This is a genomic window from Streptococcus sp. SS-4456, assembly GCF_036680365.1.
In the GTDB taxonomy this organism is placed as follows: Bacteria; Bacillota; Bacilli; order Lactobacillales; family Streptococcaceae; genus Streptococcus.
In genome coordinates this window covers 114,814-132,429 of record NZ_JAVIHI010000002.1, presented here as the reverse complement: position 1 = coordinate 132,429, position 17,616 = coordinate 114,814, and the positions used below count along the sequence as shown (strand labels likewise).

Below are 17,616 nucleotides of genomic sequence, written 5' to 3'. Positions count from 1 at the left end.
ACATGTTCATCTGCTTTCTATACTGAGTTGGGGAATTCTAGTATATCAGACGAACATGTCTTTTTTGTTGCACTTCATTTTACAACACGGGATTTTTTTGCTTAAAAGACGAACGTTAATAGTTCTTGTTTTAAGCTTGTTTGTTTTACATGCTATAATGAGAAAAATAAAAAGTTGAGGAGTAGTTTATGGTTTCAACAGCAACAAGACTAGGCGGATTTTCGTTTGACAACTGCTTGATGAATGCGGCAGGGGTTTGGTGTATGACCAAGGAAGAGTTGGCTGCGGTCAAGGATTCTGTGGCGGGGACCTTTGTGACCAAAACAGCAACCTTGGACTACCGAGCTGGCAATCCCGAACCGCGTTATCAGAATGTGCCACTTGGTTCCATTAACTCCATGGGCTTGCCAAATCAGGGCTTGGCTTACTATTTGGATTATCTACTAGAATTACAGGAAACTGAACCAAATAGAACCTTTGTTTTGTCCTTGGTAGGCATGTCGCCAGATGAAACACATGAGATTTTAAAAACTGTAGAAGCTAGTGACTTTATGGGATTGGTTGAGCTCAATCTTTCCTGTCCAAATGTACCTGGCAAACCGCAGATTGCCTATGATTTTGAAACAACGGAAACAATTCTAAGAGAAGTTTTCAGCTATTTCACTAAACCTCTGGGTATCAAATTACCACCTTACTTTGATATTGTTCATTTTGATCAGGCGGCTGCTATATTCAATCAATTCCCGCTCAAGTTTGTCAATTGCGTCAACTCTGTTGGGAATGGCTTGTACATTGAAGATGAGCAAGTAGTGATCAAGCCCAAGAATGGTTTTGGTGGCATCGGAGGTGAATATATCAAACCGACTGCCTTGGCCAATGTCCATGCCTTTTATCAGCGTTTAAAACCAGAAATTCAGATTATTGGAACAGGTGGCGTTTTGACGGGACGTGATGCTTTCGAACATATCCTTTGTGGCGCCAGCATGGTCCAAATCGGTACAACTCTTCAAAAGGAAGGGCTAGCTGCCTTTGAGCGTATTACTGAGGAATTGCAGGCTATTATGGCAGAGAAGGGCTATGAGAAGATCGAAGATTTTCGTGGGAAGTTGCACTATATGGACTAATAAGATAGGGAGTGGGAGGCTAATCCCGCTTTTTCTATAGATTTTTGAGGGCGAAAGGCGTATAATAAATGTAGAGATATGGAGGTGATTGGATGTCACGGTCTAGGACTTATAATCGTTCTAAGAGGGTATCTTCAGCAAGAAGTCAAAAGCAGTTGATAGGAATTGCTTGCCTAGCCTTGTTTTTGTTGGCTCTTATTGTACTCTTGGAGTTGTTGGCACCGAGCACGGTAAGTCAATTACAAGACGAAGCTAGTCAGACTAGTCAAACAGGTCAGGGAGAGAATGAGGTAAGGACCGCTCGCATTATGGCCCACGGTGATTTGCTCTATCATTTGCCTATTCTTCGTGGGGCAGAGCAAGTAGATGGGAGCTATGATTTTTCTGAGAACTTTACCTATGTTAAGCCTTGGATTGAGCAGGCTGATTTTGCCATAGCAGATTTTGAGGGGACTATTTCTCCAGATATGGATCTGGCGGGTTATCCGCTCTTCAATGCTCCCAGTATCGTGGCTAGTAACATCCGTGATGCAGGCTATGATTTGGTCGATTTGGCCCACAATCATATCTTGGACTCCCATCTGTCTGGCCTGGTTTCCACGGTCCATACCTTTAGAGAAGCTGGTGTGGACACTGTTGGTGTCTATGCCGAAGGAAATCGCTCAACTGCGCCGCTCTATATTCGAGAGGTCAATGGTATCCGTATAGCTGTTTTGGCCTATGCCTATGGCTTCAATGGTTTGGAAGTCTTGCTTAGTCAGGAAGAGTACGATGGCTACCTATCAGATTTTAATCTTGAAAAGATGCAGGCTGAGATTGAACGAGCAGAAAAAGAGGCGGATATTACCATTGTCATGCCACAGACGGGTGTGGAATATCAGTTGGAACCAACGGAGGAGCAGACCAGTATCTACCATCAAATGATTGGTTGGGGAGCTGACATTGTTTTGGGAGGTCATCCCCATGTAGTCGAGCCGGCAGAAATTCTTGAGAAAGACGGTCAGAGAAAATTGATTATCTATTCTATGGGCAACTTCCTGTCAAATCAGCGTATCGAAAGTATGGAAGATACTCCAAATGCTCAGTGGACAGAAAGAGGTGTCTTGATGGATCTTACTATTCAGAAAGAGAATGGGCAAACAAGTATTCAAACGGCTCAAGCCCATCCGACCTGGGTCAATCGCTGGTCTAAGGGGACTTACTCGTCAGAAGGCTATGAGCAATTTGCCTATCAGACCTATATTCTGCAAGATTGGATCGCAGGTGGACAGTATTATGGACAGCTGGACCCAGATACCCAGGCGCGTGTGGATCTAGCCTATCAAGAAATGAAGGATTTTGTAAATCTGAATTGGTAAGGAGTGACCTATGACAGTTCGATTAGTAGCAACAGATATGGATGGGACTTTCTTAGATGGTCAAGGGAGTTTTGACAGAGAACGTTTTGCATGGATTTTGGATAAGCTAGAAGAGAGAGCTATTCCATTTGTCATCGCTAGTGGCAATGGAATAGGTAGATTACTTCAACTCTTTAAAGGATTTGAAGAACGCTTGATTTTTGTAGCAGATAATGGTTCCCATGTCTATCAAGCTGGCAAAACCATCATTCGGCGAAGCATTCAGCAAGAAGAAATCAGAGCAGTTTTAGACTATTTCAAAGGCCGTTGGGCGGATGTGTGTCTGATGTTGTCGAATGAAGAAAACATTTATATGCAGGTTGGGTCTGGTATGCCATTTGCAGGGACTGATTTGCCAATAGAACCAGCTCAGATGGCTGCCTTCCAAAGTCGTGTGACCTATTTAGATGACCTGAGTGCCTATCATATTTCTGAGCCGATTTATAAGGTTGGTCTCTGGGTTCCGGAAGCGCGTGTGGAGTCGATAACGGAAGACTTTAATCAGGCTTTCCAAGGTCAGCTGGTTGCAGTCACCAGTGGCTATGGTTCCGTTGACATTCTACCGCAGGGTATCCATAAGGCATGGGGCTTGGAACAGGTTTTGACCTGTTTGGATATCGAACCTAATCAGGTGATGGCCTTTGGTGATTCGGATAATGATATCGAATTGTTGTCCTATGTTGGCTATTCCTATGCCATGGAAAATGCGACAGACAAGGTCAAGGCGGTTGCCAAATACCAAGCACCTAGCTATTTGGAAGCTGGAGTATTACAGGTGCTTGAAGAACTTTTTCTATAAAGATATAGAAAAAGCTAGAATTCTCAGTATTGAGAACTCTAGCTTTTTTAATTTCCTACGCTAGTGAATTTGGTCATGCCGTAGCGGAAGAGTTTATAATTGATAGAAAATAGGACCATTACCACCAGTGGCAAGGCCAGTCCCCACATAGATAAGTCTAAGAAGTAGAGGGCTGGGAAATAGGCAGTGAAGGCGTAAGGGAAAACAAAAATCAGCAGGATTTGAATGATTTTTGGATAGATATTGAGTGGGTATTGAGCCATCTGATTGAGGGCGAAAATTCCCATAGTCAAAGGAAATGATTCCACAATCCAAAATGCTAGAGCAGTTGGTCCCAACTGAATAGCTGCATAGAGTAGACCGATACAAATGGCAATAAAGATTAGTAGGGCTAGTTTTCCAAGACTCCATTCCATGCCTAGCTCATTTGAAGCCTGAACAAGTGCAAGGGAACCGATAATGGTTGTTCCGATTCCTTGTGGCTGAATTCGTTCACAAATCAGTTGAAAAAGAGGATTGACAGGCATGAGGAGGAGGCGTTCAAATTCGCCTTGTCGGATGTAGCGACTGCCGAACATCCAGAGATTGTCAAAGAATATCAAGTGAATGGAGCGTCCGACGGTGGCTATTCCATAGATGAAAAGCATTTGACCGTAGTTAAAACCAGCGATTTCCTTGATATTTCCAAAGAGAATATTGAGGAAAATCAAGTAGACAATTTGTTCAATCAAAGAGGAGAAAAGCCCAATGAAGAAGTCCACCCGAAAGGACATCTGGGCCATCATGTAGACCTTGATGTTATATAGATAGAGGCTGATATATTTCTTCATGTTAACCTCCAAAAATGACAATACGACGCTTGGCTTGGGACCAAAGAGCAGTGATGAAGAGAACGAGGAATGGTATCCAGAGAACTTGCAAGCCCAAAGCTCTTAGATCGCTTTCCTGTCCCAATAAAATGGAAACTGGAACGTTAACCGCATAATTATAGGGAAGGAGTTTCAAAAAGTTTTCCACAGACTGTGGATAGAAACTGAGTGGCAATAGTGCCCCAGAGGCTAGATTGAAAAGCCCCATTCGGAGCAACATCACTCCCCAGGCATTGACCGTAAAAAATGTTAAGAAGCCAAAAGCCATATCCAGTAATTGAACGATAAACATCCCGAGGATGGAGCTGACTAGAAAGAGCAAAATAGTTTTTCCGTCAGGTAGATAAAAATCCTGATGAACAAGTAAGATACCGATAAATACGATGGCAAATTTTATCAGTTCCAAGAGCTTATTTCCAAGGTCTTTGAAAAAGAGGGCTAGAATAAAGGAATAGGGTCTAAGAAATTCTCCAGCAATGCTTCCTTTTAAAATGCTATGGGACAAATCTTCTCCGAGTGAGAAAGAATTTAAACTGGCTAGTAGATTAGCAAAGATGATATATGTAGTAAAGGTTTGTAGGGTAAAGCCATTGACTTCTGGTTGAGTGAAGAAAATGGTTTTCCAGACATAGAGAGCTACCAAAATCTTCACTGCCAGTGAAACGAAAGTCGCTAGAAAGAAGGCCTTGTACTGCATGGCGTTCATCATGGTCAGGCGGGTCAGGTAGAGATACTTACGCATGGATACCCTCCTCATAAATTTGGCGGACCATAGTTTCAATTTCCAATTCCTTCATAGTAACATCTTCAATGGCATAATGATTGAAAACTTGCTCAATCACCTGGGCGCTAGTCCAAAGCTTGCTTTGATAATGGATTTCAAAGTGAAAATCATCTATTCGTTCAAATTCCCAGCCATCCACTTGCAAGGCTTTTTCAATTGGTTTTTCTGTGGAGAAGAGAATGGTTTTCACTGTGGAAAAGCGTTCCTTGAGGATGGTCAGTGAACCATCGTAGACTTTTTTGCCCTTATCAATGATAAAAATCCGCTCACAGAGGCTTTCGATGTCCTTCATATCATGGGAAGTAATCAAAAAAGTGGTCTGGTATTCTTGATTCATATAGCGGATGAAGGAGCGAATGGTTTCCTTGACACTGGCATCCAAGCCAATGGTTGGCTCATCTAAAAAGACAACAGCAGGCTGGTGGATAAAGATAGCCGCAAATTCACAACGAACCCGTTGGCCCAAAGAGAGGTTGCGGATTGGTTGCTTCATAATATCATCCAAGTCCAATAGATCAATCAAGACAGCTAATCTTTCTTTGAAAATCTTATCTGGGACATCGTAGATTTTTGCGTGAAGGATAAAAGATTCCTGGACAGGCAAGTTCCAATCCAAGTGAGATTTTTGTCCAAAGAGAACGCCGATTTGCTTATTGACAGCCTTGCGGTTTTCTTGTGGATTGAGCCTATTGATGCGGACGGAGCCCTGGTCTGGATAGAGAACACCTGTCAGCATTTTGATGGTGGTGGATTTACCAGAACCGTTGGAGCCGATATAGCCGATGATTTCTCCTTTTCCTACCTGTAAAGAAATATCTTGAACAGCAGGAATGGCCTTTTTCTTGGGCTTGAAAAAGGCCTTGATAGAGCCTTTAAGTCCCACTTCCTTATCGATAATAGAATAGGTTTTTGATAGATGTTCTGCCTGAATCATTTCATTATCTCCTTTTAAGAAAACGTTTGCACGATATAGCTATTATACCATATTTCTTAAGTTGTGAGGGCAGAAAATAATGTTTACGGTAACATTTTGATTAGAAAATCCGTCATGAATTGAGGTGATTCTTGCTTCCCATTTTTTATCCATACCTGCATGATACCGAAGAAGGCATGTGAAAAATAAATGCTACGGTATTCTTCTTCCATTTCTGATAATGGTTCTTTGAAATATTCTTTCAAATCCCTTGCAATCAATATGCGGACCTTATGGATTAGAAATTGTTGAATTTCCTGTGTACCATGATGACTGAGCAAGGCAGAAAGGAGTTGTTCTCGATAAAGTAATTGAAAAATTTCTAAAAAAACTTGCGTTCTATTCTGCCCATGACGGTCAAAAATGTATTCGAATTGATGAAATAAATCTTTTTGATAGGCCTCAATCAATTCATATTTATCCTTATAATGTGTATAAAAACTGGAACGGCTGATGCCGGCTTGACTTGCCAGGTGTGTGGTTGTAATTTCGTTAAAAGGTTGCAATTCAAGACAAGTAATCATGGCTTCTAAAATAGCCTGTCGTGTCCGTTCTTTCCGATTATCTGTTCCCATTTTACTCCTTTTAAACATTTTTAGACACATTGTCCAAAAAAACAATTCTTATTACTTGATTTTGAAAATGATACTTGTATAATATATTTTGTCAGTTTTTGGACAGGTTGTCTAAAGGAGGTTCTTATGTCGGAAAAAGTAAAGAATTTTTTTAAAAAACCAATGACCTTGATCACCATTCTCGGTGTTGCCTGTGTCCCAGCCTTATATAACATTAGTTTCCTAACCTCTATGTGGGACCCTTACGGCCGACTAGACCAGTTGCCTGTAGCAGTTGTCAATCAAGACCAGTCGGCGAGCTTTCAAGATAAAACCCTCACCATTGGTGATGATATGGTGGGTAATATGAAAGAGAGCAAGAGCCTGGATTTCCACTTTGTATCAGAAACAGATGCGGAAAAAGGCTTGGAAGAAGGGGACTATTACATGGTCATTACCCTACCAGAAGATTTATCAGAAAAAGCATCCAGTCTCTTGACGAATCAGCCTGAACCGATAACGATTTCCTATCAAACATCTAAAGGTCACAGCTTTGTTGCTTCTAAGATGGGCGAATCAGCTATGGAGAAATTAAAGACATCTGTTTCAGAGACAATTACCGAAACATACACAACTGCTGTATTTGACAGTATGAGAGAAATTCAAAACGGCATGGTCGAGGCGGCAGATGGTAGCCAACAATTAACAAATGGTGCTAGTCAATTGGAATCAGGTAGTGAAACACTTTCAAATGGACTGACTACTTTAACGACTTCGGGCCAATCACTCGTGTCAGGAGCAAATCAATTGGCCACCGGAGTAGTGTCTTACACAGATGGAGTTAATCAAGCTGCAACAGGTAGTCAAACACTTGCCAGTGGCTTAACGACTTACACAAATGGGGTAGCTAGTCTTGCTTCAGGTGCGGAGCAATTAAATGCCAATTCCTCTCAGCTCATCGCTGGAGTGGGACAATTGCAATCAGGAGCCAGTCAGGTTGAACAACTGGTAACAGGGGCCAATCAATTGCAGGCAGGCTTGGAGCAACTCGCTAGTTCAACCAGTTTATCTGCTGAACAGTCTAGTCAAATACAGGTCTTATTGACTGGACTTCCTCAGTTGCAGGCAGCCATCAATCAATTAAATGATAGCCTATCAAGTATCGGAGGACTTGCAGTTGATACCTCTACTCTATCTAGCCTCTTGACGGAGATGGGGGCCCAGGCTCAAGGCTTGTTGACAGCGGCCCAAGCTGATAAAACAGCCGGCATTGAAGCCTTGCAAGCAACGGCTACCTATCAACACTTGCCTGCTGATCAGCAAGCTGAATTGGTTGGCGCCCTCCAAAATTCACCTTCGGCAACAGCGGCAGTAGCCCAAACGATTTTGGGTCAATTGTCGCAACTCAGTCAAGCCTTATCTAGTCTACAAAGTCTTTCTGGTCTTGGAACGCAATTAGGTCAATTGCAATCAGCTGTCGGTCAGATCAACACGGCTGCCAATCAAGCGTTGCCAGGTGCCACAACAGCCATTGAAAACCTATCAAGTGGCTTGAGTCAGGTCAATGCCGCCTTGAACCAGCAAGTTCTACCAGGAACTCAAGCCTTGACGAGTGGTGTGAGTCAACTTCAAACGCAATTATCAAATGGAGCAAGTCAGCTCATGTCAGGAGTAACAGCCTACACCGCAGGTGTTGCTCAATTAGCAGCAGGTGGAGCCCAGTTGGTTGCAAACAATAGCAGCATCCAATCAGGAGGTAGCCAGTTAACATCAGGATTGGCAATCTTAGCATCCAACTCCAGTCAACTTGTCAGTGGTTCAGGACAACTGGCTTCTGGTAGTCAGCAATTGATTTCTGGTGCGGATCAATTAGCAAGTGGCGGTCAAACCTTGACAAGCGGTATTACTAGCCTCCGTACAGGTAGTGAAACCCTAACGAATTCACTCAGCTCAGCCAGTCAACAACTATCAGTCGTCTCTGTAGAAGATAAAAATGCACAAGCGGTTTCTCAACCAGTCACCTTGGAACACAGTGACCAAGATGATGTGAAGACCAACGGAGTCGGCATGGCTCCTTACATGGTGTCTGTTGCCCTAATGGTTGCAGCCTTATCAGCGAATGTTATTTTTGTCAAACATATTGATAATCGCTCCTACAAAAATCGTTGGGACTGGGCCAAAGGAAAACTCTTGCTCAATGGGACCATTGCCAGCCTGGCAGCATTGATTCTGTACGGTGTTCTTCGTTTGATTGGAATCGAACCGGCTCATCCAATGGCAACCTTGGGATTAATCCTCTTAGCTTCTTGGACCTTCATGGCCCTCGTTACAGCTCTGGTAGGTTGGAACAATCGTTTCGGATCCTTCGCAAGTTTAATTATCTTGTTACTACAGCTTGGCTCAAGTGCAGGTACCTATCCAATTGAACTCAGCCCACGCTTCTTCCAAGTCATTCAGCCCTATCTTCCAATGACCTATTCTGTTTCAGGTCTTCGTCAAACCATTTCTATGGTTGGAAATAGTAGTCATCAAGTTTGGATACTGAGCCTCTTCTTAATAGGCTTCATGGGATTCGGTCTCTTGATTTATAATCAAAAAGATGAATAAGAATAAAACCAACTGCTCTAGGTGAACAGTTGGTTTTCTGAATTTATTTTGATTCTTCGAAAGCTATGCTTGCATTGACAGCGTCAATGGTCAGGCTATTTTTACTGTTTTTGTTTTCTAGGGTCAGACTGTGCTTGCTGTCTTCTTTTTTGACAGGGAGTTTCTCATACACTCCGCTGGTGTAAATTCCCATGCGCTCCATTGCTTCCTTGAGATAGGTGATGTCCCCCATCATTTCTTCTAGTTCTTGTTCCGTTTCTGCGTAGTAGCCCTGTTCTTGAGCCAGTGCCATTAGATCAAACTGCGTGTTAATATTGAGATTGATGTCTTGTAGGCTTTGCTCTGTCAAGTCAAGTATGGTATGAGTGGATGAACCGACCTTAGCAGGGGTGAAGCTATTATTTCCTTTTAGACTGATTTTGATAGTCTTCAATTCGTAGTAATTCGTAATCTTGACATTTTCAAGATTGGTTTCAGAAAGGCGACCGCCATTATCTGCAGAAATGTCAAGATTTTTCAGACTAGAGTTGGTGGCATGAAAGGATCGGCTATATAGCTTGCCGCTGTCGATGTGGGTATTGGTGAGATCGACATTACCTTCTAGATTGATTTCTTTGATATGGACATTCTCTATGCTGAAGATACTACCGTAATAGAAATCTATGCTATGACCTTCCAATTTATTCAAGGTCTTTCCTTTTGGAATTTCAATGGTAACGGTGTTGACATCAATACCTCGTTGGGCTAAGAGTTCCCCAAAAAACTGCATAATTCCTTCGATTTTAAACTCTCGTCTTTGAGAGGTAAGTGTTAATGTCCCATCTTTTTCGGATAGACTTAGTGGGCTCTGCATATTGTTGTCAGAATTAGCATAAGTCACATGGTAGTTGCTGTCACTAGATTCTTTGATGTAGACGCTATGAGGGATAAAGTCAACTTTAATGCTATTCAGGTCGGTGTAAGCTTGGTGAATTTCCTTGGGAGCAGCTACCTCTACCAAACCAGTAATGCCTCCTGTAAAAAATCCAATTCCAGCTAGAATTAAGCCAACAATCAGGCTGACAAAGCCGATAATAATGGCGATGGTTAGTTTCTTTTTCATGCTCGTTTACCTCGTTTCAAGATCCATTTGAAGCAATCCTTGACCAGTCGCCAAGACCAGTAGGCAAAAAATCCAGTCAAGATGTAGATGAGAATAGCTCCGCCAATCAAAGACAAACCTGACCCAAACCCCATGAGGAAGATATTGAAACCTTCTGACATAAGGCTAAAGGCTTCCCAAATCAGATAGCCACCGCTGGTGAGAAGTCCGACACCCAAAGCAAAGGCGCCGACAATGAGGGCCAAGATGAGCGCCGTTAAACCCAATAGGCTAGCTAGTAGAATAAGCAGGAGAGGAATGGCGATGGGCAGGGAAATGATTGCAAGGATGGCTAACCAGAGTGTTCGTTTGGTCTGGCTAAAATTGCGGAAGTAACGACCGAGGAAAAAGGCTCCAAGGATAAGGGTCGCAAACAATGGAATAAATCCTATAAATTCTCCCATGATAAAGAGTAGGAAGAAGGAAAATAATCCCAGCATACTCAAGGCTCCCAGTCCAGCCCAGTGCTTCCAAGTTAGCTGGAGCGGTTCTTTTCTTTCTTTATCCTCTTGAATTTGCTTATTGAGAATATTGTTAATGAGTTCGCTGGCAGCTTCTTTTGGTGAGCCTAGTTCTTCGATAATGTCTGCTTCCCGTTCTGGACCAGCCTCGTCAAAGTATTCATTAAAGAAGTTGATGGCTTCAAAGTATTCCTTGTGGGGTAGTTTTTTCAGGTGTTTTTCTAACTGCTCCATGTACTCAGTTCTTGTCATGGCGGACGCTCCCTTCTATAATACCGTTGATGGTTGTTGTGTAGGTGTCCCAATCATCTTTGAGCCGAACCAGTTCTTCATGGCCTAGCTGGGTCAGGCTATAATACTTGCGCATACGGCCTTGGTATTCTTGGGAGTAGGTGGTCAAAAAGTCATTCTGCTCTAGCTTTTTCAGGATGGGATAGAGGGCGGACTCCTTGATGTTGGCAATCAGTTTGATGGTCTGACAGATTTCGTATCCGTAGGAATCATCGGATTCTAAAATAGCCATGATGAGAAATTCTGTCAGCACTGCGGGGACTGGAAAATGCATAGGACACTCCTTTCTTTGATAGTTGGGTGAGTAGGTTTAGATTTGGCATATATTCGTTATTTGTTATATATCAAATCTTGTTATATGTTAAATATACACCTAAACAAATATTTTGTCAAGAATATATGTGCAAAAATTACAAAAAAAATACGGTTGGATTTCCAACCGTAAACAGTTATATTAGTCAACGTAAAGTTTTGATTTATCGCTCAACCAGCTATAGAGAAGACCGATTAAGAGACCACCACCAACGTAGTTTCCAAGTCCTGAGAAGAGGAAGTTGCTTAGTACGCTCAAGAGATTCATTCCTTCAACTGGTCCACCATTTGCAAAGAAGGCAAGTGAGAAGGTAGAGAAGTTTGCGATAACGTGCTCAAAGCCAAGGAAGGCGAAGATAAAGATGATAAAGATCAATGAGATAACACGACCTGCATCGTCTTTCATACGCATGGTAACAAACACAGCAATGTTTACAACGATATTGGCAAAGATTCCTTCCACAAACTGTGTTAATGGTGTCTTGGCAAGTTTAGCAACAGTTGCTTCTAACAAGTAGCTGTGTGGATCAATATGTTGGTATGGTAAGGTCAAAGACAAGAGGTAGCAGACGATAACCGCACCGACAAAGTTGAAGAAAATACATGTTGCTAAGATTTTCAAAGCAGTTTTAGTAGGAATGACCTTGCGGTGAACAGCAGAAGTCATATACATCATGTTTGAAGTACCGAGCTCAGCGTTCATATACAAAATCATGACCAAGCACCAACCAAACATCAAAGCGTAACTGAATTTTCCTAAATCAGGGACGATATGATTGAGCTTGTCAGCCGTATAAACTGAGATGGCCAAACCGATTGCTAGATAGACACTAGCCATGGTTGCACGAATAGCATAGGCAAAGTAGTTGTTTTCGATCAAGTCTGCTTTTTTCTTGATACTTTTGTCGATATTATAAATCAGCGAATCTGGTTGTGCTGCCATAATAATCCCCTTTGTATTTTAAAACGTATTTGAGAATGTTCTCACAATAAAAGAGTATAACAGAAAACCGCTAAAAAAGTAAGTGTTTTTCAGTAAAAAACAAAAGTAACCGTTATCAATTGACAGATGACCTTCATTTGTCTGAAAATCATGATATGTAGAAAGAATGTATATGAATATTTTATGTGAAAGCTAAGTTATCTGCTCTGCTATTTTCCTGAAAACTATGCTACAATAAAGCTAGAAAAAATCGGAAATGAGGCTAGAATATGTCAGATGTTATTGCTTTTGGCTATGGAAACAGTCGAGCGGAGATGCAGCTCAAGCGGCTCAATCGCCATGGAATCATCGCAGGTGCGACAGGTACAGGGAAGACAGTGACCTTAAAGGTCTTGGCGGAACAGTTGAGTGACGCGGGCATTCCTGTCTTTCTATCAGACATCAAGGGTGATTTGAATAGCTTGGTTGCGGCCAATACCAAGGAGATTGATCCTAGTCGTCTAGAGAAGACTCACTATCATGATTATAGTCCAGTTGGCTATCCAGTTGAGTTGTGGGATGTCTTGGGGGAAAATGGGACTCCTGTCCGCATGACCATTTCAGAGTTGGGACCTGTCTTATTGACACGCCTTTTGGGCTTGAATGACACTCAAGAATCTATACTGAATATCGTATTTAGTGTTGCAGATGAGCGTGGCCTTCTCTTGATTGACCTGATGGACCTGCGAGCTATGCTCAATTTTGTGGCTGAAAATGCGGCAGAGCTGAGCCAATATTATGGAAATATTCCAGCTCGTTCGGTTGGTGCTATCTTGCGTAGCCTGGTCGTTTTGGAGCAACAAGGTGGTAAGATTTTCTTCGGTGAGCCAAGTCTGGAAATTGCTGACTTGATGCGTACAGCAGAAGATGGCCGTGGGGTAATCAACGTTCTCCAAGCTACTCAGCTGTTTAATCAGCCAACATTGTATTCAACGGTTCTTCTCAGCCTTTTGTCTGAGCTTTATGAAGTCCTACCTGAGGTGGGCGATTTGGACAAGCCTAAGATGGTCTTCTTCTTTGATGAGGCCCATGTTCTCTTCAAAGATGCACCAAAAGTTCTTCTTGAAAAGATTGAATTGATTGTCCGTTTGATTCGTTCAAAAGGTGTAGGGGTTTTCTTCGTAACGCAGAATCCGACGGATATTCCTGATAGCATCGCAGCCCAGTTGGGTAATCGTATCCAGCATGGTCTTCGTGCCTTTACACCAAAAGAGCTCAAAACAGTTGCGACAGTTGCTGAAACCTTCCGTCAAGAAGGTGGTGAGGACTTGGCCAAGGTTATTCAGGAGTTGCAAGTAGGTGAAGCAGTTGTGTCCACCTTGCAAGCCGACGGAACACCTAGCTTTGCGGACCGGGTGACCATTTATCCTCCAAAAAGTATGCTAGGAACCGTGGAGCCAAGTGCCCTCTTGTCAGTTATCAATAATTCTCCTTTGATGGAAAAATATGCTGACGCGGTTAACCGTGAATCAGCCCACGAACAGATTTTAGCCATGACAGAGGCAAAAGAAGCCGAACTTATCCAAAAAGCAGAGCAGGCCGAAGCGGAAAAACAGGCGGAAAAAGAAGCTAAAGAAGCTGCAAAAATAGAAGAAAAGACCCAGAAAGAAGCGGCTAAGGCGGCTCAAAAAGCCAGCCAACCAGCCAGTCGCAAAACGGATTCCATGATGGACCGCTTTACCAAGAATCTGATGAGTCAGGTCGGACGGGAAGTTGGGCGCGTGGTGACTCGTGGTATTATGGGCATGCTAAAAGGAAAATAAGATGACGAACTGGGAAGGCAACTTCTCAGTTTTTTGGATCAAGATACTTGTAGGATTGGTAGAAATTGGTTAAGATAGTGGGTGTGCATCACTAATTAGTAAGGAATAGAGAGATGATTGATGAGAGTAGAATGATCTTGAAGGAATATCAGCCCCAACCTTTGGGACAAAAAAGCGAGTACGCTGTCTTGTTGCCATTAGTCTGGTCAGACAATCAGTGGCAGGTCCTTTATCAAGTCCGTAGTGAAGGAATTTCCCAGCCAGGAGAGGTATCTTTTCCAGGGGGGAGGGTTGAGGTTGGTGAAAGTGCTAAGGAAGCAGCAGTCCGTGAAGCAGTAGAAGAGCTGAATATAAAGCCAGAGCAGGTGGAATTACTGGGAGAGATTGATTACTTGGTCTTTGCCCAGTCAACCATTCGTTGTTATGTTGGTTGTTTGGATCTGGATTGGCAGGCCCTCCAACCCAATGAAGAAGTAGCTCGCCTGTTCACCGTTCCGTTAGACTATCTACTGCAAACAAGTCCGGTATATTATGATTTGACCTCCAAAGTCCTGCCGGATTGCGATTTTCCCTTTGACCGCTTACGGGGGGGTGTTGATTATCCCTTTAGTCACCATCAAAGGTCTGTACCCTTTTACGAAGGTCTTCCAGAAAATATCTGGGGCATGACAGCCCAATTTACCCATCGCTTTGTGGAGATTATGAGCGATCGTCTATGAGGATGATTTTTATCTAAAAATGTAGACATGAAGGCTTGATAAAATCAAAAAAAGCACTTGAAATCATTGATTTCAAGTGCTTTTTCAATTCAATTATTTTACCTCAGTAAAAATAACGTGCTTACGCAATTTTGGTGAGTATTTTTTCAATTGAAGACGGTCTGGAGTGTTACGTTTGTTTTTTGAAGTAAGGTACAAACGCTCACCAGATTCTTTGTGTTCAAGTGTAATATTTACGCGCATGGTATCTCCCTTCTACTATTCAGCTGAAGCAGCTTTAGCGATTTTACGTCCTTTGTAGTATCCTTTCAAAGATACACGGTGAGAACGTGAGTAATCTCCAGTAGTTTCATCAAATTTCACAGTTGGAGCTGCTACTTTATAGTGAGTACGACGTTTGTTTTTCTTCGCTTTTGAAGTGCGACGTGCAGGTACTGCCATTTCTTTCTTCCTCCATTAAATGTCAGGGCCAAGCCCCTTTTAAATCTAAAATAGTGCGTATGACTTTCGTCAACTTTAACAGTATAACAAAAGTTTTTTGTAAAGTAAAGTTACTTGACAGATTTTTTTTAAAATTTTTGCCTCAAATGCTTCTAGCGAGCAGAATTTACCTAACTTTGTTAAAATAGTCAAAAAAATGCCAAAAACACTTGACAATATATATATATATATATATATAATGGTTGTAGGACAAGTTCCGATAATTCAAATATGAAGGAGAACTGTATGAAAACAGTTGGGAAGTTTTTCGCGAAAAAGTTGGCTAGCCTTTTGGTCTTATTGCTGGTCTTAGGTCTAGGTATTATCTGGTTCAGAAATAGTATTTTTGCTTGGTTTCAAGGGACCCACAAGGTTCAGTATGAATTTGTTATCAAGAAGTTTGAAGCGGAAAGCAAGCTAGTTGTGGCAGGAGCTGAGGTAGCAACCACTGCCAACCAGACCTTTGAAAACAATAAATTAGAAGAGTGGCCAGACTGGACAGAGCCCATTACCAAGCTCTTTGTTGGGCGGGAAATGTCTGTAGATATTCCTGTCCAGACAGAGTTCAAACTTGTCTTGGAAGGAATTGAGCAGTCAGATGTTCACATTCAAAACAACACCTTGACATTCAAGAAGCCTGTCCTTGTCGAAGTTGATTCTCAACAGCATGGACAAATCAAAATCAGCAATAATAGCAATGGTCTTGTCGATAAGGCAGTGGATGCTTTCACCTCTGGACAAAAGGCACAGGAATTTTTAAATGAAAAATCCCAAGAAGCCATTTACAAGACAAGTGAGAAAGTCTTGAATGACGCAGAACGCCAAGAAAAAGTCGCGACTTTTGCTGAAACGGCTTTAGAAAACCTCCTCAATCTCAACTCCGAAGAAAAACTTGAGGTTGAGATAGAAGTGAGCGACTTGAATTTCCAGATTGTAGATAAGAAATAACTTTTAAAACCATGGTCGTGTCAGGAGACATGGATTTTTGTCTGCTCTGCCATTTCCAAAAATGTCCATAATATGATAAAATAAGGGGCAAGATATAGAGAAATGAGAAAGCCCATGAAACTTCAAAAACCAAAAGGAACCCAGGATTTACTACCACAGGAATCAGCCAAGTGGCAGTACGTGGAAAACTTTACCCGCAGCATTTTCAAACAGTACAATTACGCTGAGATTCGCACACCAATTTTCGAGCATTACGAGGTTATCAGTCGCTCAGTTGGGGATACCACGGACATTGTGACCAAGGAAATGTACGATTTCTATGACAAGGGCGACCGGCATATCACCCTCCGTCCAGAAGGGACAGCGCCCGTTGTCCGTTCTTATGTAGAAAATAAGCTTTTTGCCCCAGAAGTACAAAAACCAGCTAAGTTCTACTACATGGGTCCCATGTTCCGTTACGAGCGCCCGCAAGCTGGTCGTCTGCGCCAGTTCCACCAGATTGGTGTGGAGTGCTTTGGTTCCAATAATCCAGCGACAGACGTAGAAACCATTGCTATGGCCTACCACTTCTTTGAGGAGTTAGGGATTAAAGACATCCGCCTCCACCTCAACAGTCTAGGCAATCCAGAGAGCCGTGCCGCTTATCGCCAGGCCTTGATTGACTACCTGACGCCACTCAAGGACCAGCTATCTAAGGATAGCCAGCGCCGTCTAGAAGAAAATCCCCTGCGTGTTCTGGACTCAAAAGAAAAAGAAGACAAGGTTGCTGTGGAAAACGCACCGTCTATCCTGGACTATCTGGATGAAGAAAGTACAAACCACTTTGAAGCGGTCAAGTCCATGTTGGACAGCCTAGGCATTGCTTACACCATTGACACCAACATGGTACGCGGTCTGGACTACTACAACCACACTATTTTCGAGTTTATGACAGAAGTGGGTGGCAACGATTTGACCATCTGTGCCGGTGGCCGTTATGATGGCTTGGTGTCCTATTTCGGTGGTCCGGAAACACCAGCTTTTGGCTTTGGTATGGGGATTGAGCGTCTCATCCTAGTCCTTGAAAAGCAAGGCATCGAGCTTCCTCTCGACACCCAGTTAGATGTCTATATCGCAGTTTTAGGTCAGGAGGCCAATGGCGGAGCGCTTGAGTTGGTTCAAGCCATCCGCAAACAAGGTTTCCGAGCAGAGCGCGACTATCTGGACCGCAAGCTCAAGGCCCAGTTTAAGTCAGCAGATGTCTTTGGAGCCAAGGCCATTATCACACTTGGTGGAAGCGAGCTGGAAAGCGGACAGGTTGTGGTAAAAAATAACCAGACTAGAAGTCAGGTTGAAACAAGCCTGGAAATCTTAAAAACAGATTTCGCAAGCATTTTAGAAAAATTAGACAAGTAGTAGCGAGGGCTGCTACT

Annotated in this window: 18 protein-coding genes; 8 read left to right on the top strand and 10 right to left on the bottom strand. The window is 42.7% G+C overall.

Annotated elements, in window-relative coordinates:
- Positions 1-188 precede the first annotated feature (188 nt).
- The 3 genes from RFK25_RS01265 (at position 189) to RFK25_RS01255 (ending at position 3,320) form a co-directional block, all read left to right on the top strand.
- Positions 189-1,124 (top strand): dihydroorotate oxidase, encoded by a 936-nt coding sequence (locus tag RFK25_RS01265; protein WP_332410853.1) that lies wholly within the window; start codon positions 189-191, stop codon positions 1,122-1,124.
- A 92-nt stretch (positions 1,125-1,216) separates the two neighbouring features.
- Complete coding sequence (locus RFK25_RS01260) at positions 1,217-2,482, top strand: CapA family protein (RefSeq protein WP_332410852.1); 1,266 nt, start codon at positions 1,217-1,219, stop codon at positions 2,480-2,482.
- 10 nt (positions 2,483-2,492) lie between these two features.
- Positions 2,493-3,320, top strand: coding sequence for a Cof-type HAD-IIB family hydrolase (locus RFK25_RS01255; RefSeq protein ID WP_332410851.1), 828 nt, complete (start codon positions 2,493-2,495; stop codon positions 3,318-3,320).
- Between the two features lie 47 nt (positions 3,321-3,367).
- On the opposite strand, the gene RFK25_RS01250 is transcribed toward RFK25_RS01255, so the two are convergent.
- From RFK25_RS01250 to RFK25_RS01235, 4 genes are all read right to left on the bottom strand, one after another.
- The gene (locus tag RFK25_RS01250; protein ID WP_332410849.1) at positions 3,368-4,150 is read right to left on the bottom strand and encodes an ABC transporter permease; all 783 of its coding nucleotides are present in this window, start codon (positions 4,148-4,150) and stop codon (positions 3,368-3,370) included.
- Between the two features lies 1 nt (position 4,151).
- Positions 4,152-4,931, bottom strand: a complete 780-nt coding sequence (locus tag RFK25_RS01245; RefSeq protein WP_332410847.1) for an ABC transporter permease — start codon at positions 4,929-4,931, stop codon at positions 4,152-4,154.
- Complete coding sequence (locus RFK25_RS01240) at positions 4,924-5,907, bottom strand: ABC transporter ATP-binding protein (protein ID WP_332410845.1); 984 nt, start codon at positions 5,905-5,907, stop codon at positions 4,924-4,926. The genes RFK25_RS01245 and RFK25_RS01240 overlap by 8 nt, the downstream gene beginning before the upstream one ends.
- Positions 5,908-5,990: 83 nt before the next feature.
- Positions 5,991-6,521 (bottom strand): TetR/AcrR family transcriptional regulator, encoded by a 531-nt coding sequence (locus RFK25_RS01235; RefSeq protein WP_332410843.1) that lies wholly within the window; start codon positions 6,519-6,521, stop codon positions 5,991-5,993.
- A gap of 126 nt (positions 6,522-6,647) precedes the next feature.
- Here RFK25_RS01235 and RFK25_RS01230 point away from each other — a divergent pair, with 126 nt between their 5' ends.
- Positions 6,648-9,107: a YhgE/Pip domain-containing protein gene (locus tag RFK25_RS01230; protein WP_332410841.1), complete on the top strand. Its 2,460-nt coding sequence runs from the start codon at positions 6,648-6,650 to the stop codon at positions 9,105-9,107.
- A 43-nt stretch (positions 9,108-9,150) separates the two neighbouring features.
- On the opposite strand, the gene RFK25_RS01225 is transcribed toward RFK25_RS01230, so the two are convergent.
- The 4 genes from RFK25_RS01225 to RFK25_RS01210 form a co-directional block, all read right to left on the bottom strand.
- Complete coding sequence (locus tag RFK25_RS01225) at positions 9,151-10,209, bottom strand: DUF4097 family beta strand repeat-containing protein (RefSeq protein WP_332410839.1); 1,059 nt, start codon at positions 10,207-10,209, stop codon at positions 9,151-9,153.
- The gene (locus RFK25_RS01220) at positions 10,206-10,961 is read right to left on the bottom strand and encodes a DUF1700 domain-containing protein (protein WP_332410838.1); all 756 of its coding nucleotides are present in this window, start codon (positions 10,959-10,961) and stop codon (positions 10,206-10,208) included. The genes RFK25_RS01225 and RFK25_RS01220 overlap by 4 nt, the downstream gene beginning before the upstream one ends.
- The gene (locus tag RFK25_RS01215) at positions 10,948-11,274 is read right to left on the bottom strand and encodes a PadR family transcriptional regulator (RefSeq protein WP_105108268.1); all 327 of its coding nucleotides are present in this window, start codon (positions 11,272-11,274) and stop codon (positions 10,948-10,950) included. Before RFK25_RS01215 ends, RFK25_RS01220 begins: the two co-directional genes overlap by 14 nt.
- Before the next feature lie 180 nt (positions 11,275-11,454).
- Positions 11,455-12,255, bottom strand: a complete 801-nt coding sequence (locus tag RFK25_RS01210) for a formate/nitrite transporter family protein (RefSeq protein ID WP_172083286.1) — start codon at positions 12,253-12,255, stop codon at positions 11,455-11,457.
- A gap of 269 nt (positions 12,256-12,524) precedes the next feature.
- Between RFK25_RS01210 and RFK25_RS01205 the strand changes: the two genes are divergently transcribed.
- Entirely contained in the window at positions 12,525-14,057 is a 1,533-nt protein-coding gene (locus RFK25_RS01205) for a helicase HerA-like domain-containing protein (protein WP_332410829.1), read from the top strand.
- Positions 14,058-14,188: 131 nt separating this feature from the next.
- Positions 14,189-14,776: an NUDIX hydrolase gene (locus RFK25_RS01200; RefSeq protein ID WP_443035544.1), complete on the top strand. Its 588-nt coding sequence runs from the start codon at positions 14,189-14,191 to the stop codon at positions 14,774-14,776.
- Between the two features lie 93 nt (positions 14,777-14,869).
- Here RFK25_RS01200 and rpmG read toward each other — a convergent pair whose 3' ends face one another.
- Positions 14,870-15,019 (bottom strand): 50S ribosomal protein L33, encoded by a 150-nt coding sequence (rpmG, locus tag RFK25_RS01195; RefSeq protein WP_002262412.1) that lies wholly within the window; start codon positions 15,017-15,019, stop codon positions 14,870-14,872.
- 15 nt (positions 15,020-15,034) lie between these two features.
- Complete coding sequence (gene rpmF, locus RFK25_RS01190; protein ID WP_002937589.1) at positions 15,035-15,217, bottom strand: 50S ribosomal protein L32; 183 nt, start codon at positions 15,215-15,217, stop codon at positions 15,035-15,037.
- Positions 15,218-15,502: 285 nt separating this feature from the next.
- On the opposite strand from rpmF, the gene RFK25_RS01185 reads away from it, so the two are divergent.
- Together RFK25_RS01185 and hisS are read left to right on the top strand one after the other, a co-directional pair.
- Complete coding sequence (locus RFK25_RS01185; protein WP_332410825.1) at positions 15,503-16,204, top strand: hypothetical protein; 702 nt, start codon at positions 15,503-15,505, stop codon at positions 16,202-16,204.
- Positions 16,205-16,318: 114 nt separating this feature from the next.
- Positions 16,319-17,599 (top strand): histidine--tRNA ligase, encoded by a 1,281-nt coding sequence (gene hisS / locus RFK25_RS01180; RefSeq protein ID WP_332410823.1) that lies wholly within the window; start codon positions 16,319-16,321, stop codon positions 17,597-17,599.
- The last annotated feature ends 17 nt before the right edge of the window (positions 17,600-17,616 follow it).

What these genes read in the sequence shown, in the direction of transcription:
- RFK25_RS01200 (WP_443035544.1), top strand. Translation starts at nt 14,189, where the DNA reads ATGATCTTGAAGGAATATCAGCCCCAACCTTTGGGACAAAAAAGCGAG.
- rpmF (WP_002937589.1), bottom strand. Translation starts at nt 15,217, where the DNA reads ATGGCAGTACCTGCACGTCGCACTTCAAAAGCGAAGAAAAACAAACGT.
- RFK25_RS01230 (WP_332410841.1), top strand. Translation starts at nt 6,648, where the DNA reads ATGTCGGAAAAAGTAAAGAATTTTTTTAAAAAACCAATGACCTTGATC.
- hisS (WP_332410823.1), top strand. Translation starts at nt 16,319, where the DNA reads ATGAAACTTCAAAAACCAAAAGGAACCCAGGATTTACTACCACAGGAA.
- RFK25_RS01185 (WP_332410825.1), top strand. Translation starts at nt 15,503, where the DNA reads ATGAAAACAGTTGGGAAGTTTTTCGCGAAAAAGTTGGCTAGCCTTTTG.
- RFK25_RS01240 (WP_332410845.1), bottom strand. Translation starts at nt 5,907, where the DNA reads ATGATTCAGGCAGAACATCTATCAAAAACCTATTCTATTATCGATAAG.
- RFK25_RS01205 (WP_332410829.1), top strand. Translation starts at nt 12,525, where the DNA reads ATGTCAGATGTTATTGCTTTTGGCTATGGAAACAGTCGAGCGGAGATG.
- RFK25_RS01260 (WP_332410852.1), top strand. Translation starts at nt 1,217, where the DNA reads ATGTCACGGTCTAGGACTTATAATCGTTCTAAGAGGGTATCTTCAGCA.
- RFK25_RS01265 (WP_332410853.1), top strand. Translation starts at nt 189, where the DNA reads ATGGTTTCAACAGCAACAAGACTAGGCGGATTTTCGTTTGACAACTGC.
- RFK25_RS01255 (WP_332410851.1), top strand. Translation starts at nt 2,493, where the DNA reads ATGACAGTTCGATTAGTAGCAACAGATATGGATGGGACTTTCTTAGAT.
- RFK25_RS01235 (WP_332410843.1), bottom strand. Translation starts at nt 6,521, where the DNA reads ATGGGAACAGATAATCGGAAAGAACGGACACGACAGGCTATTTTAGAA.
- RFK25_RS01215 (WP_105108268.1), bottom strand. Translation starts at nt 11,274, where the DNA reads ATGCATTTTCCAGTCCCCGCAGTGCTGACAGAATTTCTCATCATGGCT.
- RFK25_RS01210 (WP_172083286.1), bottom strand. Translation starts at nt 12,255, where the DNA reads ATGGCAGCACAACCAGATTCGCTGATTTATAATATCGACAAAAGTATC.
- rpmG (WP_002262412.1), bottom strand. Translation starts at nt 15,019, where the DNA reads ATGCGCGTAAATATTACACTTGAACACAAAGAATCTGGTGAGCGTTTG.
- RFK25_RS01245 (WP_332410847.1), bottom strand. Translation starts at nt 4,931, where the DNA reads ATGCGTAAGTATCTCTACCTGACCCGCCTGACCATGATGAACGCCATG.
- RFK25_RS01220 (WP_332410838.1), bottom strand. Translation starts at nt 10,961, where the DNA reads ATGACAAGAACTGAGTACATGGAGCAGTTAGAAAAACACCTGAAAAAA.
- RFK25_RS01250 (WP_332410849.1), bottom strand. Translation starts at nt 4,150, where the DNA reads ATGAAGAAATATATCAGCCTCTATCTATATAACATCAAGGTCTACATG.
- RFK25_RS01225 (WP_332410839.1), bottom strand. Translation starts at nt 10,209, where the DNA reads ATGAAAAAGAAACTAACCATCGCCATTATTATCGGCTTTGTCAGCCTG.